The 26281-nt window shown below is 43.1% G+C and carries 21 protein-coding genes; 8 read left to right on the top strand and 13 right to left on the bottom strand.

The genetic code is table 11. The features are described from left to right. Positions 1 to 95: 95 nt before the first annotated feature. On the bottom strand, positions 96 to 767 hold the full coding sequence (locus tag L8S15_RS12840; RefSeq protein WP_010438200.1) for a type 1 glutamine amidotransferase domain-containing protein: 672 nt from the start codon (positions 765 to 767) through the stop codon (positions 96 to 98). Positions 768 to 1005: 238 nt separating this feature from the next. On the opposite strand from L8S15_RS12840, the gene L8S15_RS12845 reads away from it, so the two are divergent. Together L8S15_RS12845 and L8S15_RS12850 are read left to right on the top strand one after the other, a co-directional pair. Beyond that, positions 1006 to 1890: a LysR family transcriptional regulator gene (locus L8S15_RS12845; RefSeq protein ID WP_280573413.1), complete on the top strand. Its 885-nt coding sequence runs from the start codon at positions 1006 to 1008 to the stop codon at positions 1888 to 1890. Positions 1891 to 2253: 363 nt separating this feature from the next. Continuing rightward, positions 2254 to 3453, top strand: a complete 1200-nt coding sequence (locus L8S15_RS12850; RefSeq protein ID WP_016783896.1) for a GGDEF domain-containing protein — start codon at positions 2254 to 2256, stop codon at positions 3451 to 3453. A 218-nt stretch (positions 3454 to 3671) separates the two neighbouring features. Here L8S15_RS12850 and L8S15_RS12855 read toward each other — a convergent pair whose 3' ends face one another. Further along, entirely contained in the window at positions 3672 to 4496 is an 825-nt protein-coding gene (locus L8S15_RS12855; protein ID WP_010438207.1) for a DUF2797 domain-containing protein, read from the bottom strand. 302 nt (positions 4497 to 4798) lie between these two features. On the opposite strand from L8S15_RS12855, the gene L8S15_RS12860 reads away from it, so the two are divergent. Further along, positions 4799 to 6094 (top strand): GGDEF domain-containing protein, encoded by a 1296-nt coding sequence (locus L8S15_RS12860; RefSeq protein ID WP_010438209.1) that lies wholly within the window; start codon positions 4799 to 4801, stop codon positions 6092 to 6094. A gap of 241 nt (positions 6095 to 6335) precedes the next feature. Here L8S15_RS12860 and L8S15_RS12865 read toward each other — a convergent pair whose 3' ends face one another. The 3 genes from L8S15_RS12865 to L8S15_RS12875 form a co-directional block, all read right to left on the bottom strand. Next, positions 6336 to 7706, bottom strand: coding sequence for a DASS family sodium-coupled anion symporter (locus L8S15_RS12865; RefSeq protein ID WP_010438212.1), 1371 nt, complete (start codon positions 7704 to 7706; stop codon positions 6336 to 6338). Between the two features lie 198 nt (positions 7707 to 7904). Then, positions 7905 to 8657, bottom strand: a complete 753-nt coding sequence (locus L8S15_RS12870; RefSeq protein WP_010438215.1) for an ElyC/SanA/YdcF family protein — start codon at positions 8655 to 8657, stop codon at positions 7905 to 7907. 172 nt (positions 8658 to 8829) lie between these two features. Beyond that, the gene (locus L8S15_RS12875; protein ID WP_010438217.1) at positions 8830 to 10518 is read right to left on the bottom strand and encodes an NAD-dependent malic enzyme; all 1689 of its coding nucleotides are present in this window, start codon (positions 10516 to 10518) and stop codon (positions 8830 to 8832) included. 184 nt (positions 10519 to 10702) lie between these two features. On the opposite strand from L8S15_RS12875, the gene L8S15_RS12880 reads away from it, so the two are divergent. Together L8S15_RS12880 and L8S15_RS12885 are read left to right on the top strand one after the other, a co-directional pair. After that, positions 10703 to 13087 (top strand): helicase-related protein, encoded by a 2385-nt coding sequence (locus L8S15_RS12880; protein WP_102286185.1) that lies wholly within the window; start codon positions 10703 to 10705, stop codon positions 13085 to 13087. Positions 13088 to 13290: 203 nt separating this feature from the next. After that, a complete protein-coding gene (locus L8S15_RS12885; protein WP_010438222.1) occupies positions 13291 to 13668 on the top strand; it encodes a hypothetical protein in 378 nt (125 codons plus the stop codon). Between the two features lie 125 nt (positions 13669 to 13793). On the opposite strand, the gene L8S15_RS12890 is transcribed toward L8S15_RS12885, so the two are convergent. The 7 genes from L8S15_RS12890 to L8S15_RS12920 form a co-directional block, all read right to left on the bottom strand. Then, entirely contained in the window at positions 13794 to 14897 is a 1104-nt protein-coding gene (locus L8S15_RS12890; protein WP_280573420.1) for a phosphoribosylaminoimidazolesuccinocarboxamide synthase, read from the bottom strand. A gap of 262 nt (positions 14898 to 15159) precedes the next feature. Next, complete coding sequence (locus L8S15_RS12895) at positions 15160 to 15567, bottom strand: SulA-like leucine-rich domain-containing protein (RefSeq protein WP_010438229.1); 408 nt, start codon at positions 15565 to 15567, stop codon at positions 15160 to 15162. Between the two features lie 321 nt (positions 15568 to 15888). Next, a complete protein-coding gene (locus L8S15_RS12900) occupies positions 15889 to 16077 on the bottom strand; it encodes a hypothetical protein (protein WP_010438232.1) in 189 nt (62 codons plus the stop codon). A 165-nt stretch (positions 16078 to 16242) separates the two neighbouring features. Continuing rightward, on the bottom strand, positions 16243 to 17271 hold the full coding sequence (locus L8S15_RS12905; protein WP_010438235.1) for a J domain-containing protein: 1029 nt from the start codon (positions 17269 to 17271) through the stop codon (positions 16243 to 16245). Positions 17272 to 17428: 157 nt separating this feature from the next. Then, the gene (locus tag L8S15_RS12910; RefSeq protein WP_010438238.1) at positions 17429 to 18097 is read right to left on the bottom strand and encodes an OmpA family protein; all 669 of its coding nucleotides are present in this window, start codon (positions 18095 to 18097) and stop codon (positions 17429 to 17431) included. Between the two features lie 112 nt (positions 18098 to 18209). Further along, positions 18210 to 18899, bottom strand: a complete 690-nt coding sequence (locus L8S15_RS12915) for a DUF2786 domain-containing protein (RefSeq protein ID WP_010438241.1) — start codon at positions 18897 to 18899, stop codon at positions 18210 to 18212. A gap of 208 nt (positions 18900 to 19107) precedes the next feature. Next, positions 19108 to 19791, bottom strand: coding sequence for a DUF3334 family protein (locus L8S15_RS12920; RefSeq protein WP_010438244.1), 684 nt, complete (start codon positions 19789 to 19791; stop codon positions 19108 to 19110). Between the two features lie 222 nt (positions 19792 to 20013). Here L8S15_RS12920 and L8S15_RS12925 point away from each other — a divergent pair, with 222 nt between their 5' ends. From L8S15_RS12925 to L8S15_RS12935, 3 genes are all read left to right on the top strand, one after another. After that, complete coding sequence (locus tag L8S15_RS12925) at positions 20014 to 23049, top strand: FAD-binding and (Fe-S)-binding domain-containing protein (RefSeq protein ID WP_016768272.1); 3036 nt, start codon at positions 20014 to 20016, stop codon at positions 23047 to 23049. Positions 23050 to 23116: 67 nt separating this feature from the next. After that, positions 23117 to 23578: an isoprenylcysteine carboxylmethyltransferase family protein gene (locus L8S15_RS12930; protein ID WP_016768273.1), complete on the top strand. Its 462-nt coding sequence runs from the start codon at positions 23117 to 23119 to the stop codon at positions 23576 to 23578. A 152-nt stretch (positions 23579 to 23730) separates the two neighbouring features. Beyond that, complete coding sequence (locus L8S15_RS12935) at positions 23731 to 25359, top strand: trypsin-like serine protease (RefSeq protein ID WP_102282749.1); 1629 nt, start codon at positions 23731 to 23733, stop codon at positions 25357 to 25359. Positions 25360 to 25504: 145 nt separating this feature from the next. Here the strand turns inward: L8S15_RS12935 and L8S15_RS12940 are convergent, their stop codons facing one another. Further along, positions 25505 to 26230 (bottom strand): DUF3581 domain-containing protein, encoded by a 726-nt coding sequence (locus L8S15_RS12940; protein ID WP_010438254.1) that lies wholly within the window; start codon positions 26228 to 26230, stop codon positions 25505 to 25507. Positions 26231 to 26281: the final 51 nt, after the last annotated feature.

A 26281-nucleotide genomic window follows, 5' to 3' on the forward strand; every position in this document is an offset into this window, starting at 1 on the left:
AGTAGGAAGTCTGCTCTTTTTGTTTCATGAACTTATATCTGTTTAGCAAAGTCTACTACGACTAAAACCGCTATTCGATTAAGCCCGTGATTGAACTAAGACAACAGCTTAACCAGAGCTGCACCTACTGCGTGCGCACTGGTTGGGTTCTGACCGGTAATCACTCGCTCATCAACAATCACAAGCTCATGCCAAGGTTGAACTTTGTTGAAACGCGCTGCGCTACGAGTAAGCGATTCTTCCAATAGGAATGGAATGTCATTGATGGTCCCAAAGTCGATTTCTTCTTCACGTGTAAAGCCTGTCACCGATTTAGAGCTTAATAGCTTCTCGCCGTTGCTTAGGACAATCGGAAGCAGTGCTGCAGGGCCGTGACATACTGATGAGATAACGCCACCATCTTCATAGTGCTTAGCGGCGATGGTTGCGAATTGCTCGTCGGTTGCTAGATCTGAAAGCAAACCGAATCCACCGGGGTAGAAGATAGCATCGTAGCTTTCTGCATTAATTTGGCTTACAGGAATCGTATTGTTGATGCGGTTCTGGAAGTCATCATCAGCCAAGATCTCGGCGTTTACTGAATCCCCTTCAATATCGGTTCCATACAGTGGACCTTTACCACCCTTGATAGAAGCGATGTCGTATTCAAAACCTGCAGCAATGATCTCTTTGAGAGCATGAGTTAGTTCAGGAGCGTAAGTACCGTTCGCTTGATCTGTATTGCCAAGTGTTGCGTGGTTAGTCACAGGTATTAGTATTTTTTTCATGATTCGTCCCTTTGAGCACGTTTGTTTGGTTTCAGCGTCGTTTTTTTGCTTTAGGTATCGTGGTTTTTATTTAGAAAACCAAAGTTTTCAATTTAGATACCGCTGTTTCGTTATCTGTAATACTAGTAGCAAACCATTTGAGTGATAATATACCGAATAGGCAAAACATTATTGCTATATAGCAATAGTTAGATATGAATTAGTCGATGTGAATTCGTTAGATGTAAGCAGGTGAAGTATGGATAGCTTTGAAGGTATTAATGAGTTTGTTGCGGTAGCAGAGTGTCACGGCTTTTCTGCGGCCGCAAAGCAGTTAGGTTGCAGTACCAGTCATGTCAGTCGCCAAGTTTCAAGGTTAGAAGAAAGGGTAGGTGTTGCCTTGCTTGCTCGTTCTACACGCATGGTAAGCTTAACCGAATCGGGTCACACCTATTATCAGCAGTGCAAAGATCTAGTTATTGGGCTGCAACAGGCAAATGAACAAGTGACCTCTCAACAAGCTCAGTTAAGTGGCACATTACGAGTGAGTGCCGCAGGCGCGTTTGCAGAAAATCATGTGGCTGCTGCGTTGATGGAATTTGCCAAAGACCACCCAGATCTAACTATAGAGATGAACTTTAATACCAAGATGGTTAACTTCATCGAAGATGGCATCGATTTCGCGATTCGATATGGTCGGTTGGATGATTCGGGGTTGGTGGCAAGAAAGCTCGTTGATCGCCCAATGGCGGCAGCAGCCAGCAAAGCTTATCTTGATCAATTTGGTACACCAGTTCACCCAGAACAGTTGAAATTACACAGTTGCATCATTGCCAACAGTGATCAGTGGCTATTTGAAAAAGATGGAAAACCGCTTAATGCAGTACGAGTGCATGGTCGCTGGAGAAGCAATAACTCAAGCGCAGTGATTAAAGCATGTGAACAGGGGCTTGGCATTGTCTACCTACCAAAAAGCAGTTTCAATGGCGCTCTTGCTTATGGAAAACTGGTTCCAGTACTAGAAGAGTATTGGGGAGCAGGAACCAGCAGTTGGGTTGTTTACCAAAACCGTCGCTTTCTACCACAGAGAGCACGGCTTGCGATCGATTTTCTCGTCTCTTACTTTTCTGACTGGCAAGAATAGTTAGAAAGCGATTAAGGAAAAGAGTTTGATGCTTTCAGCGGCCCAGGTTTAGTAAACGAGAGCAAGGCTAAGGAAACGTTTACATTGATAGGTGTTATCTTTTTTTGTTTTTTGACACGCGTAACAAGATTGATGTTCTTGCTAGCTTTTGATGTCTCGTGTAAGCAATTGAATTGTAGAGAAGCGTGAAGCAGTACGATATACTAGTTGATATATTAATGTGTCTGGCGTGCGATAGATTGTGTTAAGTCGCTAGTAGGATATGTCGTTATACTCCAATTTACGAAGTATAGCTCTAGTGCGGAGTGGGCAATGTCGTCAATAAATTTCGAATCCACATACGGTGTAATAACTATTCAAGATATGAATGTAGTTAGCGTTGATGCTAATTATGCGCGTATTTATGGATACCAATCACCCGAAGAACTACTGCTTAATATAGATAGCTTTTTAGATCTTATATCAGAAGAATTTCATGTTTTAGCCTATCAAAACTACCTTGAAACGGTCAGTGGTCAACGAGATCCTCAGGTTCATACTTATACCAATGTTGATCGTAACGGTAGAGAGTTCACAGTGTTTTCTATCGACCATGTTACGGAGTGGCAGGGAAGACCTGCACTGCAAGTCACGGTTATCGATCTATCTCCTGCTATTCAGTTGCAAAATGCGGTGCGTGAGCAAGATAAGATGTATCACGATATGATCATGCAATCAGGACAGGGCATCTTGGTTCATCGAGATTTCAAACCGTTGATGGTCAATCAATCTTGGGTCAACATGCAAGGCGGCACGTCCATCGAGCAAGTATTAGAGCTAGAGTCGATTCTTGAATTGGTACCAAAACAGAATACGGATGGTATCAGTAAGCATTATCAAGCGATTGTGTCTGGTGAGTTGTCAGGAACTAGTACTGTGGTTGAAAATATAGGGTTCGACGAGGTTCACCGGTTCTTCAATATTTACGACAATGCGATTACTTGGAAAGGTCAGCCAGCGGTTCAGGTGGTGCTCGAAGATGTGACTCAAAAAGTAATGTTGGAGAAACAGTTACTTCATCAAGCGAATTACGATGAAATGACCAATTTGCTCAATCGAAGAGCGATTTACGATTGGCTGAAAGCGTATCTTGCTTCCGATAATCATGTTGTATGTATGCTACTTGATATCGATGACTTTAAATCGATCAATGATACTTACGGTCATATGGTAGGTGATGAAGTTATTTGTGCTTTGGCTAGTATTACCAAGCGTAATGTAGAGCAAGCTGGTGGTGTTGCAGGGCGTTGGGGTGGCGAAGAGTTTATCGTGTTTCTCCCAAATGCTTCTCCTCAAATTTCACGCGCAGTATCTGACCAAATTCGCCAGCAATTTAATCAAACTCAGTTTAACATCAGCAAACATGTTCGATTTAATGTGAGCGTCAGTATTGGAGTCAGTGACAGCCGATCGTGCGAAGGGAAAGTGTCCATTGATGCGCTCGTGAACTTAACGGATCAATCTCTGTACCAAGCTAAAGCGAGTGGAAAAAATTGTGTATGCGGAGAAGTGAGCACATCTTAATGTTGACTAAACATGGTTTAGTTAGGCGGCTAGCATAGAATCGTATTGATAATAAAATGCCCTTAAGCAATCGCTGAGGGCATTTTAGTTTCTATCGTCATGATAAGTTCAGTGTAATCTGGTCAAAGTTGTTTAGATTTCACCGCTTAAATGAACTCAGCTTTGGCTTATCAAAGTAGTGTCTAATAAAAGCAGTTGCTTATAAAACCGTTGGCTTACTAAGCAGAAACTTCTACTTCGTAAGAGCCAAATTTACGAATGTTAATCACACCAGTATCTAGGATTAGGTACTGGCCTTTAATACCTTGAAGTACACCAGTTACCTCTGGGTTCTTATCAAAGTTGTGCGATACAATTTTCACTGGGTGCTGTTCAACTGGGTAGCTCAATGAAGTGATGTTTTCGCTCAGAATCTCGATAGCATCGTCACCAAACTTCGCTCTGATCTCTTGGATTTTATCCTCAACCAATGGCAATAGTTCTTTGGCTTTTTCTATCAATTCCATATCGTCACCGTCGCCTTTGAGTAGCGTGCGCCAGTTAGTTTTGTCAGCAATGTGCTTTGCTAACTCAACTTCGATCAGGCCAGAAATCTGACGTGTTTTCACCTTCAAGATAGGCAGGCCTTGAGTTGCGCCTTGGTCAATCCAGCGAGTAGGTATTTGAGTATGACGAGTGATACCCACTTTAAGGCTTGATGTGTTCGACAGGTAAACGAAGTGATCAACCATGCAGTTCGCTTCACCCCACTCAGGCTCACGACAAGTGCCTTCATCGTAATGGCAAGTCTCTGGCTTCATGATGCACATATCGCAACTTGCCAGCTTTCTCATACACACAAAACAGTGTCCTTGCGAGTAGCTTTTCTTGGTTTTTTTGCCACACGAGCAGCAAAAAATATTACCGGTGTGAGAGAGGTTAATGGTTTTACCAATCAGAGGGTTTAGCTCTACAAATTCTTCACCGACAGGTAAACGGTAGGTAACCGCACCATCAAGCGAAGCACTCATTTTCTTGAGTGTTCCTTTTGCTAATAAAGACATGACATTACTCGTTGTATTTTGATTATTATTTCGTCGACTCGGATGCTCTTTAAGCAGGCGCTACGGTTAACGATGATTATGCGATGAGTATAACAAATAGAGTTTGTTTTTATACGCAATATTACTTGATTCTCGGCGTGAATAATTACCAGTCAACATGCACATAAAAATATAGTATGACATTTTGTTCTGGCGTGATATAACGTTTTTCAGTGAGTTGTTGGAATGAAGATCACTGATTTACTTAACTTATTTTATATCGTGAAATCCCAACTATAGGGACCTTAGCCGGAAGTTTAGACGTGAAGTGGATTCATAAGATTGTTATCTTTCTCGTTATCACAACGCTTGCCATTGTGCAGTATTACCGTGTGAGCGGGAGTCGTGTGATAACTGCTATTACTCCTGATAAATATGAATTTGTCGCAACTAGCGATAAAGTTGACAGGGGTATCAGTACCTCTCAAATATCTTTTAAAAATGGCCAGTATATTCTCGACTGTGAATTGAAAGAGTCTGAGTATCCGTGGCCTTATTGTGGCCTGTCAATTCGTATCAACCCAGACATTACCGCTGGCCTTGATCTTTCCCAATACCATACCTTCAGAGTCAATATTGATTATCATGCGGAAGCGGATTCTAGCGGTCGTTTGAGAACCTATCTACGCAATTATAATCCTGCTTACTCTGTATCTGATGACGAATACACGCATAAGTATAATGGTATGGAGTTTTCACCTGGTGTAGATGGCGGTGTGATTGAGATTCCTATTGCTAACCTGCAGGTGATGACATGGTGGCTTGCCGATAACGATATTGCGCTAGAACATTCGGCTCCAGAATATTCAAATGTCAATATGGTTGAATTTGCGACCGCCTCTGGAGCAAAATTAGGTCATCATCGAATTGTTATTCGCAGTATTGAATTTGAAGGATCCTATATATCAGCAGAAAGTTTGTTCTTAATCTTGCTGTTCATTTGGGTAGGCACAGGTACTGTATTTTTACTTTCTGAATTGCATCACTCACGCAAGCGTATGGTGATTGCAGAAAAAAGGCACCACCACCTTAAGAGTGTTAACCGTGCATTACGAGAGCAAAACTTTGAGTTTTCAGAGATGGCTCACCGAGATGAGTTAACAGGCATACTTAACCGACACGCGATCCGTGATTGGTTGAAGATGCAGTCTCAACAGGTGAAGCAAGGGCATGGGAAGCTAAGTATGTTGTACCTCGATATTGACTACTTCAAAAGTGTGAACGATAAGTACGGACATCAGATGGGCGACCATATTTTACGTGAGTTTAGCATGGTAGTGGGTAGCTCGATCAGCGCTACCGACAAGTTGGTGAGGTGGGGCGGGGAAGAGTTTATTGTTTTTTGTCCTGAGACAGACGCTGGAGAAGCGCAAAGAAAGGCAGAGAAAATAAGGCTTTTGGTTAGTCAACACCTATGGGTTCATGGCGACCCTCTTACTTGCAGTGTTGGTCTTGCCGAGATGAAGCAAGAGCGGGTGACAGAGACTATTGCTCGTGCTGATGAAGCTTTATATCAAGCGAAACATTCGGGTCGAAATCAGGTGTTCTTGAGTCACTAATCTGAGGTTGTTCCGATTGTGAAAAAACCATAAGTGAGTATGTGGCATCGCTATGGCTACCATTCTAAAAGCAAAAAAGGTGACGAAGAGCCACCAAAAGGTAAAAACGTTTATTTTTCTTACGATGCCCGCTCAACGCCCTCGTTCGTAGCGAATTTTGTTGAGCGGGCTGTTTTAGAAAGGCTGTATCAGGGAAACAGTAATCATCTGAGTTGGAGTATCACCAACTAGGCGTTTATGCTTACCAGAAAATCCAAGCGAACAATGTCAGAACTAGGATACAAACTAGGTTTAATACCATACCGATTCGCATCATCTCTTTCTGCTTGATGTGACCCGAGCCAAACACTATTGCGTTAGGTGGTGTCGCGACTGGCAACATGAAAGCACAAGAAGCGGCAACGGCAATTAGCGCCGATAAGATAACTGGAGACATACCTAGCGCTTCAGCAATAGTCGCAAATACAGGGACAAGCAGTGCTGCGCTTGCAGTGTTACTCGCAAATTCCGTTAGGAATACCACGAACGCTACCACCGCTAGAATCGTAAGAAGAACACCAGCTGTTTCTAAAAATCCGCTTAGAGAGTGCGCTAGGAATACACTCGTTCCTGTCGCTTTAAGAATGTTACTTAAACAGATACCACCACCGAACAGGATAAGTACACCCCAGTCCGTTGTCTTCTCAACATCTTTCCATTCAACCGCTCTAGAAGCGCCAAGTAGTACAATTGCGCCAATCGCTACCAAGCTATCGAACTTAGAGAAGCCGCCGATCATAGCATTGATTGGTTTACCGAATATCCAAAGCGTTACCGTTAGAAGGAAGATAGACAGTGTGATTTTCTTACTGTTTGTCCACTCAACAGGGGCATGGTCTAATTCGAATTTGTGGTCAAGTTTCGGCTTAGTCATGACGTACAAAATAATCATCGCGATTGGTAACAAGATCATTGAGATTGGTAGGCCAAGCGCCATCCACTCAGTGAAGCTTAGGCCAACTTCTGCCGCCGCAATAGCGTTTGGTGGGCTACCAACCAAGGTTGCAATACCACCGATTGAAGCACAGTAAGCAATACCAAGTAGCACGAACACGTAGGTGTTGCGGTCTTCACTTTGGTCGACTTTGTTCATGATACCAAGAACAAGAGGAAGCATCATCGCTGTGGTGGCTGTGTTGGAGATCCACATTGATAGACCAGCACTCACACCAAACAACATGAATACGGCGACCGACATTCTGCCTTTTGCTATCAGTAATACTTTGTCGGCAATCGCTTTATCCAACTCCTGTTTGTTCAGTGCGGCTGCCAGTGCGAAGCCACCCATGAATAAAAAGATGATTGGGTTCGAAAAATTAGCCAGTGCTGCGGGCGTATTGAACACACCAAACAAGACAGCCAATAGAGGAACAAGCAAAGCGGTGATGCTGACGTGAATCGCTTCGGTTAACCATAAAATAGCAACGAACACGAGAATACTTAAACCCGTATTCACTTGTGCTTCGAATGGTAAGGTGTTGAGCAAGAGTGCAAATAGTGTGAAATTACCAATTAATATCATGCTGTTGCGGGTAAACAACCAGTGTTTCAGTGTAGTAACAAGTGCCGTCATAAGACGCTCCTTTTGTTTATCCTCGTTTTATTGGTGTACTGACTTCATTGAGTAGTGCTTATTCTGTACGAGGTATATAGCTTGATGTAGGGTCGGACTTTGTTGGGGGAATGTTACTTAAGTTAAGAAAGGAGCGTTGGTGTGTTTTTGTGTAACAGTAGGGAAATGTGAGGCAACAAATTCAAAATGTGTAGGTTTCTACACATCGGGATCTGAAGGGTCTGTGATAGGGCTAGGAATAGGCAGTGTTTCTTGCTTAGGGCTGGGTTGAATTGGTTCTTTAGGTCCAAGGAATTTGGGTGCAGTACCAATAATATACAAATCAAGGAACGCTTTAGTTCGCGCGAACACTTCACGTAAACGTATGGTTGTTCCAGAGTGGTGAGTCGGACCTGAAACTGCCAAACATTGGGCGTGAATATCGTAAGAGCTTGCGATCAATAGTGCTCTTTCACAGTGGAATTCCTGTGTGATAATTAAAAAGTTATCGGTATCGAAGATCTTTTTGGCGCGAACAATTGAATCTAAAGTTCTGAAACCAGCGTAATCGAGATTGATGCGTTCATCGGGCACACCGGCTTTTAATAAGTCACGTTTCATTGTCCACGGTTCGTTATAAGAACGATGAGCGTTATCGCCACTCAGTAGAAATTGCTCTACTTTTTCACGATCGAATAACTCAATAGCAGCGTCAATTCGATGTTTGTAGTATTCGTTGAGTGTTCTACCTAGGTATTTACTGGTACCAAGTACAACGGCAACTTCGCGCTCTGGCACATCATCGATATGGTAGATGATGCGATCTTTTGCTTGCCATGAAACCCAATAATCAATCGCAATAACCGCAGCACTACCTACTAAGAACACGAGGAAAGCGCCAAACAGAAAACCTTGTAGTTTTTTGTAAGCTTTTTTTAAGTAGCTACGGAAAATGTGAGAATCAAATTTCACTCTCGCTATGGTCCTTTGGCTGAGCATTAATTTTTGAGTGCTCGATAATACCAAATAAAAATGAGAAAAATCAGCTAAAAAGACAAGACAGTGAAAAGAAAAAAGCCTCTGCATTGGCAGAGGCTCTAGTAAGAGTCGTTAACGCTCTTTATTTAGAATACAGTTCAATTTATTAGAACGCAGTACGCTTGTAGCGACGGTAAACCGGTTGCCAGAAATGTTGGTCAATTGCTTGTTGAAGAGCTTCATCTGTGATCTCTAACGCAACACCTTGTTCAATGGCTTTCTTACCAACGGCAAGAGCAATCTTCTTAGATACGGTGTGAATCTCTTCCAATGGTGGAAGTAACGCACCTGAACCATTGATGGCAAGTGGAGAACACGTAGCAAGAGCACGGCTTGATTCCATCAGCATCTCATCGGTGATACGTGAAGCGTTCACAGCCAATACACCAAGGCCAATACCAGGGAAGATGTAGCTGTTGTTACATTGAGCAATTGGGTAAGTAGTTCCGTTGTGAACCACTGGTTCAAATGGGCTACCTGTTGCAACAAGAGCTTGGCCATCAGTCCAACGAATAATGTCGTTTGGTGTCGCTTCAACACGGCTTGTTGGGTTCGACAGTGGGAATATAATAGGGCGCTCACAGTGAAGGTTCATCTCTTTGATGACTTCTTTGCTGAATAGACCCGGAGCACCAGATACACCAACTAATACGGTTGGTTTAGCGTGGCGAACAACGTCTAGTAGAGAGAAACCAGTACCGTCACTTTCCCAATCTTTAGTGTTAGCGTTGGTTTGAACCAAACGCTGTTGGAAATCAAGCAAGTTTTGCATGCCTTCCTGTAGCAGACCCCAACGGTCAACCATGTATACTTGAGAGCGAGCTTGTGCATCGCTGATACCTTCAGATACCATTTGTGCGATGATCGCTTCTGCAATACCACAACCTGCAGAACCCGCACCTAAGAAGGTTATTCGTTGATCTGACAGTTTGCTGTTTGCTGCTTTACATGCTGCAAGTAGAGAACCAACCGTTACCGCTGCTGTACCTTGGATATCATCGTTGAAACAACAGATGCGATCTTTATAACGCTCAAGTAGAGGCATTGCGTTCTTTTGTGCGAAATCTTCGAACTGAACTAATGCATCTGGCCAGCGACGTTGAACCGCTTGGATGAACTCTTCAACGAATGCGTCGTAGTCGGCACCTGTAATACGAGGATGACGCCAACCCATGTACATTGGATCTGCAAGACGTTGAGGGTTGTTAGTACCCACATCGAGCACGATTGGTAGCATGTAAGCTGGGCTGATACCGCCACAAGCTGTGTAAAGCGCTAGCTTACCAATTGGAATACCCATGCCACCGATGCCTTGGTCTCCCAAACCAAGAATGCGTTCACCGTCCGTAACCACGATAACTTTAACGTTGTGGTTTGTCGCATTATTCAGTAGATCATCGATACGATCGCGATTCGGGTATGAGATAAACAGACCACGGCCACGACGATAAATATTTGAGAAGTTCTCACATGCTGCGCCAACTGTTGGCGTGTAAATGATAGGCATCATTTCAGAGATGTGGTTTTGAACTAAACGATAAAAAAGCGTTTCATTAGTGTCTTGGATGTTACGTAGGTAAATATGCTTATCCATATCACTTTCGAAGTTACAATATTGTTTGTATGCACGTCCAACTTGCTCTTGGATTGTTTCGGTTGTTTCCGGTAACAAGCCTTCAAGGTTGAAAGAACTGCGCTCTTCAGCAGAGAATGCGCTGCCTTTGTTAAGAAGAGGGGTACTTAGTAAAGCAGGACCAGCATAAGGGATATACAGAGGGCGTTTATCGTTGTTCATTGGATGCCTAATATGGGAGAAAGGGTAACTGAAAAATGATAACGGTTTAGTTATTCAATTGTAAATAGTTTCCCTCCGATCTGAGCAAACAAAATGATATTCTTACCTAAGTCCCACACTTATCGAATTTGAATGCCATAATTCGTTATACTTTGCTCACATTTTTTCGCGACGCTTCCTTTTTATGTCTCTACTTCCCATCGATTCTTATCAAAATGCATTCCACGATCAAATCGGCAGTTCTCACCTCGTAGTCGAAGCAGAAACCGGATCGGGCAAATCAACACGTTTACCGGTGTGGGCGTCTCAGCATGGGCGAGTACTTGTGGTAGAGCCAAGACGAATCGCCTGTACGTCATTAGCTAAATACCTCGCACAGCAATCGGGTGAGAAGTTGGGTAGCAAGGTCGGCTACGCCATTAAGCTTGAATCTGAATATAGCGAGCAAACCGATGTGGTTTTTGTGACTCCCGGAATCGCATTGCGTTGGTTATCTGAAGATGGACTTGCTAGTTTCGATGTCATTGTGGTGGATGAATTTCACGAGAGGCGCTGGGATATTGATCTGCTGGTGGCGATTCTGAAACAAAAAGCGAGTCATCGTTTGGTGATCACTTCTGCCACCATTGAAGGTGAGCGCCTTGCTCACTATCTGAATGCGAATCGAATAAGCTGTGAAGGCCGAACTTATCAAGTTGCTATTGAAAATAGGGCGAATGAATCAAGAGTATTACCCGATATTCGACATCTAGAGCAACGTATTGCTGAAGAAGTGAATCACCAACTGATCGCTTCTCGTGGCGATATTTTGGTTTTCCTGCCGGGTAAAAAAGAGATCGTGCATTGTGAGCAAACCTTGGCAAAGAATCCAGATATCCAAGTTGTTAAATTGCATGCATCAGTGAGTGATAAAGAACGAGGTTTAGCGCTCTCTGGTCGTAATATCGATACTAAAAATGACGGCGACAGTTTACGAAAAGTCATTTTGGCGACCAACGTTGCTGAAACCTCACTAACTATACCCGACATAGGTGTGGTGATAGATTCAGGGTTAGAAAGACGCACCGTTCAACGAAACGGAAGAATGACACTGATGCTTAAATCGATATCACGAGCGAGTGCCAAGCAACGAGCTGGCCGCGCGGGTAGGGTGATGGATGGTGTCTGTGTTCGTCTATATGGCGAGCATGCGGCGTTAGAATTAGTCACACCACCTGAACTGCAACGTGAAGAATTAACAGAACCTATGTTGGCCGCGGCATGTTGTGGTGCTCCGCTTGAGAGCTTGTCCTTCCTTGACCCTATTCCAGAGAAGTCATTAAATAGCGCGACTCAAACCTTGCTTACGATGGAGGCGATTAATACCGACCATCAAATTACCGAGCATGGAAAGAAACTTTACCCGCTGCCAATTGATGCCTTGTATGCTGATATTGTTACTCGAATTAAAAACAAAGCATTAAAAGAGGCGATGGTGGATCTCACGGCAGCGCTTTCAGTTCCGGCTCGTCTATACCAATTACCTAATAATGCAGACCATTTGGAAGCACTCGCTCAACAAGAGAAAGAAGGATGTGATTTATCCCTGTTAATTCAGATTGTACGCGGTCGTGATTATCCACATTTAGAAATAGATCAGCAGGCATTGAATGAAGCTCAAGGGTTGGCGACGCAAATGCGTGAGGTGTTTGAGCTTCCTCAGTTAGAAGTCGCGTCACGTTTCCAACGCATTGAACTGCTTAAGACTATTGTTAATTTACATCCTGAGCTCGTGTTTGTGCGCCGACTGAAGAGGAAAGAAGCCTTTGCCAACGGGATGTTAGAAGTAGTACTCGGTCGCCAGAATCGTTTCCCTGACAATGCGCAAGCTATGTTGGTGTTGGACACTCACAGCTTACCGGGTCGTGGTGTGAAGCAAACACTGATCTTAGCTACGACCACTGCGCCTATTCCTTTAGAACTCGTTGTTGAAGCAGATTTGGGTGAATGGCAGCAAAGTGAAACCGTGGTCAATGACGAGGGCGTGTTTACTGAAATGGCATTGGTGTACGCTGGCCGCACGATTACGACTAAGCTGGTAGAGGCAGAAGGACCGTTGTCTTTAAAGCCTATCGTTGATCTCGTGGTAAGCGGTGCTCAGCTTCCTGGTTTTGCAGAGGCCCGTACTCAAGAGATTAAGCATTGGCAGCTTTACGTCAAACTCGGGCTAGATGAGCAGACTCAATTTACACCAGAGATCGAGCAATTGAGCTTTGAACTATGGCTTATAGAACAACTGGAAGTGTTAGGCGTGACGGATGTCAGCGAGCTGGAAATGTTTGAACATAACGACATTCCCTTTGATGGTATACCTGCTTGGCTGTATAACGAGTTCTCAGAAAAATATCCGTTTTCATTGTGCCTTGCCGACTTGCAGCTTGAGGTGGAATACTTGACTGGAAGGAAGCTGATTTACGTGCATTATCAATCGGGTAGTCGGAAGTTATCACCAAAACGCTGGGAGTTGCCTACATGGTCTGGATGGCGTATTCAGTACAAAAAAGCGAGCCGAATAATTGATATAAAATAGATGGATAAGTTTTATCTCTAAAATATTAATCAAATAGGCGCATATATTATTTTTCAGTGCTTATTATGTTACGGTTTTGATTTTTATATGCCTTTTTAACCAATCAAAAGGTCATAAAAGACTATTCTTCTATATCCTATTGCTATAAAGAAAAAGTTGATAGATATTGAGTATATTGTGTTGCCAAAGTGTCGGGGGACATCATGGATAAACAGGAAGAGACGCGTGTAGAGTTCGATTACACAACATTTCTTGGCGCCTCATGCAGTAAAAAGTGGACTTTTCTGGAAGCTCTTACCACAATTGCGCCAGTGTTCAGTACCGTCTGGCGAGATAGCATCAAAGAGTTGGGCACCCCAGAAGATCGTTTATGGCAGATGGCATTGAAATCAATGTCTACACGTAAAAGCGATGAATCAAATATTGTTACCTTGCTTAAACTTGCCAAACTAGAAGGGATCAACGAACTCAAAGTTGTGATGCCTTATTCTCTTGAAGAAGAGCAGATCGAATATATCGAATCACGTAGTCACTTAATGATTGCGGGAAATACTGGAGAAGAGCTTACCATTAAGCTTTAGCGACCAGTTTCAGCCATCAGTTTTAACCTACACTAAAAGTGTTCGGTAACTTATCAACAGACATAAAAAGGGCCTCAATGTTGAGGCCCTTTTTGTATCCAAGCTGTATTAGTCATCTAGCGTAATTAATCGATCAGTCCGTAGTCGGCACGTAATACATCGATGATCTCTTGCTTAGGGTTTTCACTCAGTACTATCTCTGCACCGGTGATTTTCGCTGCGATATCAAGGTAAGTACGAGAAAGAGACATCAATGCATCCAAAGGAAGTTCATTGTCACGAGCTAGAGCTTCACGTTCTGGCATACGCTCTTTGTTCAACAGAATGTCTGCATCAGGGAAGTAGTTAAGTAAGAACTGACGGAAACCTTCTTTTGAGTTCTCGACGATGTTGCCTTTGTTGTATTCTTGAGTATCCCAAATACGAGATGAATCAGGTGTACCGACCTCATCCATATAGATAAGCTTTTCTTTACCTTGAGCATCGTTTACATAACCGAACTCAAATTTAGTATCAACAAAGGTTTGATCGACGTTTGCGAGTGCTTGGCTAATTACGTTGAAGCCTTCTTTTAGAAGTTTTTCGTAATGCGTAATGTCACTGGCTTGAGTAAAGTTGAACGCAGCGAAGTTGTCTTCGATGTTGTTACGTGTGATGTTCACATCGTCAGCTTCTGGTACGCCAGGGATGCCTTTCAAAATCCCTTTTGTTGAAGGTGTGATCAGCAGTTCAGGTAGCTTCTTGTCTTTCTCTAGGCCTTCAGGCATCTCGATGCCGCAGAATTCACGTTCGCCGTTTGCGTATGCACGCCACATTGAACCTGTGATGTATTGACGACAAATCGCTTCAATCATTAACGGACGAGCTTTTTGAACAATCCATACGAATGGGTGAGGGATATCAAGAATATGACTGTCAGCAAGCCCGTTGTCTTTAAACAATTTGAACCAGTGATTAGAGATAGCATTCAGAGCTGCTCCTTTCCCCGGAACACCTTTAAGATTCCCTTCACCGCGCCAGATACAATCAAACGCAGAGATACGGTCACTGATCACCATGATGGCTAAAGGCGCATCCGGTGCTACGTCGTAGCCTTTGTCTTTAATTAGTCGTTGGCTATCTTCTTCAGTTAACCAGTAGACTGAGCGAACTTTGCCGCTGTGGACAGGTTTGTCAGTACGGATTGGTAGGTCATCATTTACGGCAAGAACTTGATCAGCAAGGCTCATTTAGACATTCCTATCTTTTATCAAACGTCATACAGAGAAGTGCGGTGTGCACATGATTAGACGGGCATTATACCCAATCTAGTCTTTGCTTCCAGAGAAAAAGCAATCGATTGCTAAATCTATTAATCAAATAAAAACCCCCCGCCTAACGACCCGCTTAAAAATTGGCGAATTGTAGGGCAGGGGAAGGCAGTCTATTGGCTGTGTTTTGGAGCTATGTTATCGAGCTATGTTTGTTAGCTAAATTGTTAAGCGAGGTGGCTTAGTGAATGCGTTCTGAATTGTCATCGATGAAGAACACTTCGCATTGAAAGCGTTGTCCTAACATTCTTAGATACTGTTGGCTGAATGAGTCGATAGAAGCACTTGCAACGATTGCGCTCGCATTCTTAGAGCGAATAGCTTTCTCGACTGTTTCTACTTCAGTCATTTGGTGAGAGGCTTTCATATGAATAACGCGGTCACAGCAAACATTATGTTGCTTCAGCTGCTTAGCGGATGGTCTCGGTGTTTGAGCCGTAAACAGTAACCACTGATGTTGATTGGACAGCAACGCCATTCTAGCGAACAACGCTTCCTCGTTTGAATTTTTGCTTTTACGAGAAACTGATGTAAATACGCAGTGAACTAGCGGGCTAGAGTGTTGGGCTTTAACGTGTGCTTGAATCATTTTGCTGTCCTTATATACATGCTGTATGTGTATACAGTAGTTTTAGTTGCTTATAAGATCAAGCATTTTTTGAGGGATTATTGGACGATTCCTATTGGTAATATAGGTGGGTTTAATTTAAGTTATTGAAAATAATAGGTAAATTAAATTTGAATGAATTTTCTATTTTGTCTCAGAAATTGAAAAAATGTGATTTCTATACAGATGTATACAGTGGTTTTTACAGAAAAGTACTGTATATACCTGTGTAGAAGATAAGAAGACAAATCCCAGATACAAAAAAAGCGCCTCAGGCGCTTTCTTATATTTCAATGTTGTTGCTTATCTTAATGTGGCTTGGGAGAGTTTTGTTCTCATCTCCATTTCACCAATATTGAACTGGCGAACATCAATGGTTGCAATGTCATTGCACTCTTTACATGCATGATGACACTTACCATCTAGGTAATCGTGCTTTTTAACTAGGCTTGGCTTTTTGCACCAATCACAAACGCCTTCTACTGTGAACATATTTTCTCCTCACCTGTATACGTCAGGTGTATTTTCGGCGCAAATTATGACATAAGTAAGCCCCATTAGTTAATAGTTTGTTACCTGCTTTTGAGAAGGGGATCGATTGCAACACTAATAAAATCGATATATTTGCGAATTGGAAAGCCAAAGGTGTGTGGTTGTTTACGGTTTTGTAACATTTTGTAAGATGGTTTTTAGCGCATTGTTCAAACGTTTCATTTCTTCGTCACATCCATGACCATCCGGATGATAGATCTTAGAGAGCTGCTTGTATCGGGTTTTGATATTTTTTTGATCAGGAATCGAGCTTGGCGTGTACCCGAATAACGCGCAGGCTACCTGCAAGTTATTCAGACCTTTGCTGTTTTTTTGTTTTTTTAATTCGTTGTAAATGGTTTGAAGCTGACGCTTTTGTTGCTTAATGGTCAAATCTTTCGAGCTAATCTGTGCTTCAAGTGTCTGTTTTTGCTGACCCAATTCACCCGATTTCAAAGTCAGTCTTTTTTTAGATATGACCAGCGTCATGATGATACTGGCAATTGAAATCAACAGGGCCAAGGCTACACCAATCAGATAGTCCGAATGCGTTAGGTTAGAACGGATAGCCGCCTTTTTAGAGGACTGAACTGTGCTAGCTTCAGCATTGACGTTGTCATTAAGCTGCTCAATTGAAGAGATCTGCTTTGCACGTTGTTGATTAAATTGTTCTTCTAGAATGCGATTGTAGCCCTCTTCTGCGTCAGAATTGTCTTTCAAAGCAGCTTCATACCATAGCTGTGCGGCATCTAATGGCTGAAGGAGATCTTCATCAAGTGAGGACTCATAGATCTTAGCCGCCTCAAAGGGGGCGCGCTTGTTGCCTTGCAGTGCCGCTTTGATGAACCATTCTAAAGCGAGCTTGCTATCTTGCTCTATTCTTGTTCCTGCCAAGTACCATTCGCCAAGTCTAAATTGTGCATCTGGATTGCCATTGTCCGCTGATTGCGAGTACCAATAGAATGCGTCGTCGATATTTTGAGGCACATTAATTCCCAGCTCATACGCTTGAGCTAATTGATACTGAGAAGCTGGGTCTTGAGGTTGTGAGTTCAATGAGAGTTGAGCATGAGCTAAATTTGGGGCGATCAGCGTTAGGGCTAGAAATAAAGTTCTAAGAAGTGACGATGACCAGAAGTTGGATAAGATAAGCAAAAGATAAGTCTCGTAAAAAAGCCCAGTGCTGATGTATCAGTATGAATACGCTATGTGGCTGAGTGTTAAGTCGCAACGCTTAAAATAAACCATACGACTGACAAGCAACTATATAGTGGTTAATTCAATAGATAAAGGTTACTGGGCTTTAATCGTGCTACTTAAGCGGCAAGATTTGAATTTCTACGCGACGGTTACAAGCGCGACCTTGAGACGTGTTGTTGTCACATAGAGGGTAACGTTCGCCGTTACCACGAGCGATGGCACGGCCTGCAGCGACATCTTGAGAAATCAAGAATGCGCGAACCGATTCAGCACGACGCTCAGAAAGAATTTGGTTAGTTGATTCACTGCCAGTGCTGTCTGTATGGCCGTCGATCACGAGGCTTGTGTCAGGGTATTCAACTAAGATACGAGCAACACCGCGTAGTGTGTTGTGAATGCTTGATTCTAAAGCGTAAGAGCCCGAATCAAAACCGATCCCATTTTCTAGGCGAAGCAGGAGTTGGTTCTCACCAACACGTTCCACTTGAACGCCAGAGTTCATGAGCTCTTCACGAAGTGCAGCTTCTTGTTGGTCGAAGTAGTAACCAATACCACCACCGACAGCCGCGCCACCTGCAGCGCCGATCAATGCACGCTTGCGGCGATCTTTAGAGTCGTCACCTGTTGCAACACCAGCTACTGCACCAGCGATAGCACCAATTAGAGCACCTTGAGTTGCAGAGTTCGTCTCAGATTCACCCGTTGTCGCATTTTGGCGTTGAGTTGCCTGACACCCCGTTAAAGCGACAGTGAGCGCTAGGGCTAAAGTGATTTTTTTCAACGTATTTCTCCATCATGTACTTCTGTCAAACCTATGGGTAACGAATGACAAGCATAGTCCTGTAAATATTAATAATGGTTTTATCAATACGTTGAAGCAATGTAAAGCGGCTCTATGATTTTGTTATCTTTTTAGCAGCCTGGGCCCCGGCAACTGGTCTATTAACAGACAATTTACGACCTTTCTTCAAGCCAACTTCATAATCAGCGGTGAGGTTTTTCATCGCTTCTCTTAATTGTTGCTTGAAGGTCTCACGGTCGATATTTTTGAATTCTTTATCGATGTAGTTATTGATCTTGTTGTTTGATTCATCGTCTGGAGTAATGGTTGGTAGCTTTTCCAGTGCGCCTTCAACCCAACCAGAGACAAATGAATTCACACGACGTGTCACTTCAAGCGACCCTGTTCCAGAACCAGCAAAGCTATTTCTGAATTGGCCTGTATGTTCATTTAGCTCGCGATAAATAATATCGAATGCGAATGCAGCAAAGATAGCGCGATCCGCTTCACCTATAAACTCCACTCGTTTAAGGCCTTTGTGATTCAATAACACCGCCTCTACGCCAAACTTGGTGTTAATACCGCGAATAACACGCAGCAGTGTAGAACTGATATTTGCAGGTAGCAGGTGAGAGGATTGAGTCTTTCCCATCTTGATAAATTCAATATCGTCTTTTTCGAGACCATATTTCAGCATCAAGTTATGCGCCATTTTTATCGCATTGGCAGCTTCATTGACGTTCGCAGAATTTCCAAGCTCAAGACACTTGGCAATTTTCTTTAGGGCTTTTTTCTTATCCATCGACTACTTAATCATTACCGCAAATTTTTAAAAGTCCGACATTTTACATGTTTTGGCGGTTAACAGCAAAGTCAAAAGTCATTTGTCGGTGTGTGGCCATCCGCTATTAAGGAGGGTAAAGGCGGCTTTTGAAGAATACAAAAACGCCATCAAGTGTATTGATGGCGATAGTGACCCGATTTTCTGGATTAACTAGTACTTTCGCAAACTAGATACCAAGTTCATCGAGTAGATCCGCTGCAGAATCGTTGCCTGAGTTTTGTGCTGGCTTGTTGGTTTCTTGCATTTTCTTCTGAGTCGCCTCAAGAATGCTATCTGGGCACTCGTCTTCAGTGATTTCAAATTCTTCTAATTGGATGAATTCCGTCTTATCCATTGCAAGCTCAAGATAGAAGATGTTGTTGTTTGCAGTCGAGAAGGTCACACGACGGGCTTGTGGACGATCGAGGTTGGTATCAACAGAAAGGTTTACTTGTTTATTCAGTGCAAGCATTTTCGGTTGGTTCTGCGTGATGTTAGTTTGCAGTTCCTTACGGATTTTGTTGGTGAAATCACCGACAAGTTGGTTCATCAGCTCGCCCAATACATCACCCACTTCGTCTGAAGTATGCAGTACCGCCAGTTCGTCTTCAGGCATGCCCATATTACGCATGTAGTTGGTATAGATCTCTAACGCGGCTTTCGACGTAAAATTGATTACAACAAGACCAGAAAAGCCACCGTCAAATAAGACGAAACAACCAAAGTCTGGCTTCAGACTTGTCTTGTTGATCTTTTGAACCATAGCTGAATAGGACACCTGAGAAGCCGTCGCTGAAGTGAGTACGCTTGAGACTGATTGGCATAGCTTAAGAAGAATATCTTCAGTTGTGACTGTTTTGTTTTTTTTCATTGTGATGTGCTCATGGAGATGTCTTAAACAAAATGTTATTCAGTATATTGTGACTGAATTAAGACGAAAGTGACTATTTCTCCATTCTTGCACTGAGATTCTGATTTGATCACCTTTTTATATGATCTTAATAGTAGTAAAGTGACGAAATTCAAAGAAAATTATTAAAAATCTCAGATAACCCAATGCTGATAGGATCAGCGAAGTAGGGGCAGGAAGCAAATGTTACCAAGACTTCAACTCAATGCTGATGTCGATCCAGTTGTCGTACGCTTTTTAGATGAACTAAAAACAGCGGGCTTTACTGGCGACATTGAATCTCAATATTCTAGCCGTTTGGCTGTGGCGACTGATAACAGTGTTTATCAACAGTTGCCGCAAGCGGTCATCCTTCCCAAGACAACAAACGATGTTGTGTTGATCGGTAAAGTGGGTGCTAAATCCACTTACGAGCGTGTGACCTTTTCCCCTCGTGGCGGTGGTACCGGAACCAACGGACAATCTTTAACAAAAGGTGTCGTGGTTGACCTATCGCGTTACATGAATCAAGTTCTTGAGATAAACGAAAAAGAAGGCTGGGTCAGAGTTCAGTCTGGTATCGTTAAAGATCAATTAAATGATGCTGTACGCCCCTATGGTTACTTTTTCTCGCCAGACCTTTCTACCAGTAATCGAGCAACTTTAGGTGGTATGATCAACACCGATGCGTCTGGCCAAGGGTCGTTGAAGTACGGAAAAACGTCAGATCATGTATTGTCATTGCAAGCGGTGTTTGCGGATGGCTCATGTCTTGAATCTGATTTATCACATGGCTTACCTACTGAAGGTGAGTTTGCCCATAATGCACTTGCCGTTACTGAAGCCGTGTGTCGAGATAAGCGTGCTCAGATCCTCAATAAATTCCCTCCGTTAAACCGCTTCCTTACAGGTTACGACCTGAAGAACGCGATTAGCGAACAAGATGATAGCTTTGATCTTACACGTGTACTGTGTGGCGCAGAGGGCTCATTAGCATTCATTACGGAAGCAAAATTAAACCTAACGAAGATTCCAAAAGCGCGGACATTGGTTAACGTGAAATACAATACGTTTGATTCAGCGCTGCGTAATGCTCCGTTCATGGTAGAAGCGAAAGCGTTGTCTGTAGAAACGGTAGATTCAAGAGTATTGAACCTAGCGAAGCAAGATATCGTTTGGCACACCGTGAGCGACCTGCTGATGGATGTTCCAGATAAAGAGATGCTTGGCATCAACATGGTTGAGTTTGCAGGTCAAGATGAAGCGGAAGTTGAACAACAAGTTCAAGCGCTAACTGCACAGCTTGAAAGTATGGTAGAAACCGAAGAAGCGGGTGTGATTGGCTTCCAAGTGTGCAGCGACTTAGCGAGCATAGGTCGAATCTACAACATGCGTAAAAAAGCGGTGGGTCTATTAGGTGCGGCGAAAGGCCGAGCTAAACCGGTCGCTTTTGCTGAAGATACCTGTGTTCCACCGGAAAACTTGGCGGACTTCATCTCTGAATTTAGAGTGCTGCTCGATTCAAAAGAGCTGAACTACGGCATGTTTGGTCACGTTGATGCGGGCGTATTACACGTTCGTCCGGCACTTGATCTGTGTGACCCGATGCAAGAAGCACTGATGCACGAAGTCTCTGATGAAGTGGTTAAGCTGGTGGCGAAATACGGCGGCTTGATGTGGGGTGAACACGGTAAAGGTTTCCGTTCTGAATATGGGCCAGACTTTTTTGGTGAAGAGCTGTTTACTGAGTTAAGACGTGTTAAAGCAGCGTTTGACCCGCACAACAAGATGAACCCAGGCAAGATCTGTACGCCATTAGAAAGCGACGCTGAATTGGTGAAAGTCACCGATACCAAGCGTGGCTTCTACGACCGCCAGATCGACGTACAAGTTCGTGACAGCTTCAAACAAGCCATGGAATGTAATGGTAACGGCTTGTGCTTCAACTACGATACTAGCTCGCCAATGTGCCCTTCGATGAAAGTCACGGCTGACCGTCGTCATTCACCAAAAGGCCGTGCAGGTTTAGTAAGAGAGTGGTTGCGTCAGCTAACGGAACAAGGCGTCGATATTCTCGATTTAGAGCAAGAAGCGCTGAAGGACAATACTCCGGTCAAAACCATGGTGGAACGTGTTCGCAATACAATGAACAAACGCCATGAATATGATTTTTCTCATGAAGTTCACGAAGCGATGAATGGTTGTCTCGCATGTAAAGCGTGTGCGAGCCAGTGTCCGATTAAAGTTGATGTTCCGAGCTTCCGTTCTCGATTCTTAAACATTTATTACTCACGCTACCAACGCCCTGCAAAAGACTACTTAGTCGCTAACATTGAAACCATGCTGCCGCTAATGGCGAAAGCGCCAAAGGTTGTTAATGCTGCCTTGGGTCAAAAGTGGATACAAACCGCAACAGCGAAAACGGTTGGTTATGTTGATGCACCACTGATGTCGGTGCCTACACTTAAAAATCGCCTAGCGAGCAAAGAGCTGCAACTGTTCGATCTTCAATATCTAGAAGGGCTCTCTTCTGAGCAGAAGAAACAGCACGTGTTGATCGTTCAAGACCCGTTTACTAGCTTCTATGATGCAGAAGTTGTTGAAGACTTCGTTACTCTGGCTCAAAAGCTTGGTAAAACCCCTGTGTTACTGCCATTCAAGCCGAATGGTAAAGCACTGCATATCAAAGGCTTCTTAAGCCGTTTTGCTCGTGAAGCTAAATCGACCTCTGATTTCTTGTCGATGGTGGCTGATATCGGCATTCCTTTAGTGGGTGTCGACCCTGCACTAGTGCTTTGCTACCGTGATGAATATGTCGAGATCTTAGCTGATAAACGTGGTGATTTTGATGTACTGACAGTCCATGAATGGTTACTGCCATCGTTAGGTGATTTTGAAGCGCGCTCTGCAAGTGAAGAAGTTTGGTACTTGTTTGCTCACTGTACTGAGAAAACCAAAATGCCGAACGCAGAAAAAGAGTGGGGCACTATTTTCAAGCACTTTGGTGCTGCGTTAACCAGTGTTCCTGTCGGCTGTTGTGGTATGGCGGGTACTTTTGGCCACGAAGTGGATAAGCTACAAATGTCGAAAGACATATACGGTTTAAGCTGGAAGCCTCAAATGCAGGACTTACCAAAAGATCGTTGCTTGGTGACAGGTTATTCCTGCCGCAGCCAAGTGAAGCGTTTTGAGGGTGAGAAGCTTGCCCACCCATTACAGGCGCTTGCCAAAATTCTTTAAACTATTTAGCCCAGCAATTGCTGGGCTTTTTTCTAAACTAACAATGGAATTGTTAATAAGGAAAGCTATGAGATTTCTAGAGTTAAAACTCCCACCCGTTGCTCTGTTTATATTGGTATTCATCGCATCTTATTTTAGTGCTCATCAGCTGAGTGCAGGAATGGTGTTATTACCTTACAAGTTCATCGTTTTAGGGCTCGGAATTGCTTTGAGTGGCGTAGTTGGGTTGGCTGGTATATGGGAGTTTCGAAAACAGAAAACCACCGTTAACCCGATTAAAATTGAAACCGCTTCTTCAGTTGTGGACAGTGGCATTTTTGGCTACACACGCAACCCTATGTATCTAGGGTTATTCATACTACTGTTTTGCTTTGGCTATTTCTTCCAAAACCTGTTCAGTGTTTTATTCAGTTTTGTATTCGTAGTTTATATGAATCAGTTCCAGATTAAGCCAGAAGAGCGCGCTCTAGAGCAATTATTCGGAGCTGAATATGTTGATTATAAACAAAAGGTTAGACGCTGGATCTGATGTAAATTTTAATACAATTAAGTAAATAAATAGGAACTGTTATCATTTAGTTGAGCTTCATCACAAAATAATATAACTAATGTTTCATATTGCTTTTTTATAAAATAGCCTGCGCGTCATTATTAAAGTATATAAAAGGCTAGGTAATAAAAATGGTTCAGGCTAAATGGTTGTCGTTAGGTATCTATGCAGTGAGTCTGTCTTCAACGTCGGTGTTGGCAGATGTTTCAGCTCGAATTATAAACGGTAAAGAAGCGACAGAGGGAAATTGGCCATTTATGGCTGCGTTAGTCTCAAGGAACGTGAGCGCTTATGACGGTCAGTTTTGTGGTGCGAGTTTCATTGGTGAGCGATATGTATTAACTGCCGCTCACTGTGTGGAAGGTAATGGTCGTGAAGATCTAGATGTGGTGATTGGTGTATCAAATCTTTCTGCCTCTCAAGCTGCACAACATAGATACGCTGTTGATAATATTTATGTACATGAATATTACAACTCTGCAGCGACAAGCAATGATATCGCCATTATTGAGCTCGTAGAAAAGCCAGTTGAGTCTGTGGTTAATCTCGTTGATGGTTATGTTCGCGGTAACCTGAATGATGGTCAAATGCTAACGGTCATGGGCTGGGGTGATCAGGACGCATCTGATAGATATTCGTCGAAGAGTGAACTGTATCAAGTCAATGTTCCCTTAGTTAACCAGTACCAATGTACTAGTGTCCCTCACAGTGGGTATGCCTTTATTGGTAGTGATGCATTCTGTGCGGGATACAGTGATGGCGGTTATGACTCTTGCCAAGGTGACAGTGGTGGTCCAATTGTTGTCTCGACTAATGGAACGTATGAACAACTGGGTATTGTGAGCTGGGGTAAAGGATGTGCAGAGGCTAACGCTTACGGTGTCTATACTAATATTAGCCACTTTGATGATTGGATTGATGAGCAGAAAACAGGGTTTAGTTACCGTCAAATTGAAATGCTAGGTGCAAAATTATTGGCTCCTATTTCACATACCTTTAAATTCACAAATAAATCTGATCAAAACATGCAAGTAAACAGTGTCTATCCAATTTCTGGTAATGATACTGATATAACAGACAATGGATGTAGCACCTTAACTGCAGGGCAAAGCTGTGAAGTTATGGTTAGCTACAATCTAAATTCAATTGGTGAACATGAATTTGGTATTAATGTAGATACTGACTTATTGGTAGGCACGGTTACTTCAACGGCTTCTGTTATCGGGGTAAGATCTGTAAATAATAGTGTGAACTCTTATGTCAACGTACCTAACAGTGGTGTCTACAACACGCAAGCTTGGATTACCGAAGGTGATTTTTTGGCCTCACCGTCGATTAGCCACGGTACATCTACAGCGCTTATTGTTGAAGGTATCCCTTCTGGTACGGTTTCGTTTGACCTAAATGCATCGTCTGAAGCAGATTATGACTTTGTTGCGGTTTATATTAATGGCCAACAACGTGATAGTGCCTCTGGTGAGTTTTCTGGCTCGTTGAACCTACCGCTGGTTAGAGATACTAACAATAGTTTTATGATTGAATATGTGAAAGATGGCTCCGTTTCTGGTGGGGACGACAGAGTTACGATTACTAACTTTGCCTATACCGATGAGATAAAAATATCTAAGTCTGAAGGGACACAGAACGCAAAAAGCTCAGGTGGTGGCAATGGTGGTTCACTGGGGTGGCATTGGTTATTAGTTCTTTTTGGTGGTTTGATTGCACGTAAATCGTTTTCACAACTAAGGTTTAAAAGATAACCAGTGAAAATATAACTTGATAACTATGTCCTAACTCGAAAGTTACGCACTACATAAAAAAGCCCAGCTTGAGGATATCAAGCTGGGCTTTATTGATCTTGTTCTAGAGCTTATTTACATCGAGATGTGTAAATAAGGATGCTGATTAAGCGGCAGCTGCGAACTGAGCTAGAAACATCTCTTTACGCTCGTTGAAGCGGTTTACTAGGTCGTCTACAGAAGCTTGGTCGTATGGCTTAAGGCCACTTGCTACCATGCGTTTCACGCCTTTACCGACAACTTCGCCGTCTTCTTTGAAATCAAAGTTCAGTGTCACGATGCCACGCTTGCCTTCAACATCAAAAGTCGCACCTGAGAATTCAACTTCTGGGTGAGATAGGTCTAGGCGAGTAAATTCAACTTCCATGCTCTCGTAAATCACAAGAGGGCGTTGGCAGTTGATCATCATCTGTTGCTCTTCCATAAGAGGAACCATGATGTGTGGGAAGTTCATACCAGAGAACTTAACGTAGTTTGTTACTACGTGTTCGATGAATGCTTGATCGTGGCTCTTTTCACCTTCACAAGACATGTGTAGGTACTCTTTGCCTTTCTCGTCAACCAGTGAGCTTTCTTTCTCACACTTGTTGTCAACGCTAAGCGCAATACCGTTCCCCACCATACCAGAAAAATCAAAACGCATTTTTTGGCTGATGCCTTCTTTTTGTAGAAGCACTGCAAACAAAAGATCGCCAGGCACGCAGAAGCGCTTGTTGTCTTCATCGTGAATTGGGTTGAAGTCAGCGGCTACTTTTTTAGCAAAGTGGCTAGCTTGTTCACGAGTGAATTGAAATTGATTGTCTTCAGTTGAAAAGTAAGGTGTCAGAAACATAGTATCGCTATTAGTCATCAAATCTGGGGGGGATTATAGCTAACTAACTTC

The organism is Vibrio sp. S/42/10 (genome assembly GCF_029890535.1).
Taxonomy (GTDB): domain Bacteria; phylum Pseudomonadota; class Gammaproteobacteria; order Enterobacterales; family Vibrionaceae; genus Vibrio; species Vibrio cyclitrophicus.

What these genes read in the sequence shown, in the direction of transcription:
- L8S15_RS12920 (WP_010438244.1), bottom strand. Translation starts at nt 19,791, where the DNA reads ATGAAAAAAAACAAAACAGTCACAACTGAAGATATTCTTCTTAAGCTA.
- L8S15_RS12930 (WP_016768273.1), top strand. Translation starts at nt 23,117, where the DNA reads ATGAGATTTCTAGAGTTAAAACTCCCACCCGTTGCTCTGTTTATATTG.
- L8S15_RS12900 (WP_010438232.1), bottom strand. Translation starts at nt 16,077, where the DNA reads ATGTTCACAGTAGAAGGCGTTTGTGATTGGTGCAAAAAGCCAAGCCTA.
- L8S15_RS12880 (WP_102286185.1), top strand. Translation starts at nt 10,703, where the DNA reads ATGTCTCTACTTCCCATCGATTCTTATCAAAATGCATTCCACGATCAA.
- L8S15_RS12940 (WP_010438254.1), bottom strand. Translation starts at nt 26,230, where the DNA reads ATGTTTCTGACACCTTACTTTTCAACTGAAGACAATCAATTTCAATTC.
- L8S15_RS12875 (WP_010438217.1), bottom strand. Translation starts at nt 10,518, where the DNA reads ATGAACAACGATAAACGCCCTCTGTATATCCCTTATGCTGGTCCTGCT.
- L8S15_RS12845 (WP_280573413.1), top strand. Translation starts at nt 1,006, where the DNA reads ATGGATAGCTTTGAAGGTATTAATGAGTTTGTTGCGGTAGCAGAGTGT.
- L8S15_RS12925 (WP_016768272.1), top strand. Translation starts at nt 20,014, where the DNA reads ATGTTACCAAGACTTCAACTCAATGCTGATGTCGATCCAGTTGTCGTA.
- L8S15_RS12850 (WP_016783896.1), top strand. Translation starts at nt 2,254, where the DNA reads ATGAATGTAGTTAGCGTTGATGCTAATTATGCGCGTATTTATGGATAC.
- L8S15_RS12885 (WP_010438222.1), top strand. Translation starts at nt 13,291, where the DNA reads ATGGATAAACAGGAAGAGACGCGTGTAGAGTTCGATTACACAACATTT.
- L8S15_RS12890 (WP_280573420.1), bottom strand. Translation starts at nt 14,897, where the DNA reads ATGAGCCTTGCTGATCAAGTTCTTGCCGTAAATGATGACCTACCAATC.
- L8S15_RS12865 (WP_010438212.1), bottom strand. Translation starts at nt 7,706, where the DNA reads ATGACGGCACTTGTTACTACACTGAAACACTGGTTGTTTACCCGCAAC.
- L8S15_RS12840 (WP_010438200.1), bottom strand. Translation starts at nt 767, where the DNA reads ATGAAAAAAATACTAATACCTGTGACTAACCACGCAACACTTGGCAAT.
- L8S15_RS12935 (WP_102282749.1), top strand. Translation starts at nt 23,731, where the DNA reads ATGGTTCAGGCTAAATGGTTGTCGTTAGGTATCTATGCAGTGAGTCTG.
- L8S15_RS12895 (WP_010438229.1), bottom strand. Translation starts at nt 15,567, where the DNA reads ATGATTCAAGCACACGTTAAAGCCCAACACTCTAGCCCGCTAGTTCAC.
- L8S15_RS12855 (WP_010438207.1), bottom strand. Translation starts at nt 4,496, where the DNA reads ATGTCTTTATTAGCAAAAGGAACACTCAAGAAAATGAGTGCTTCGCTT.
- L8S15_RS12915 (WP_010438241.1), bottom strand. Translation starts at nt 18,899, where the DNA reads ATGGATAAGAAAAAAGCCCTAAAGAAAATTGCCAAGTGTCTTGAGCTT.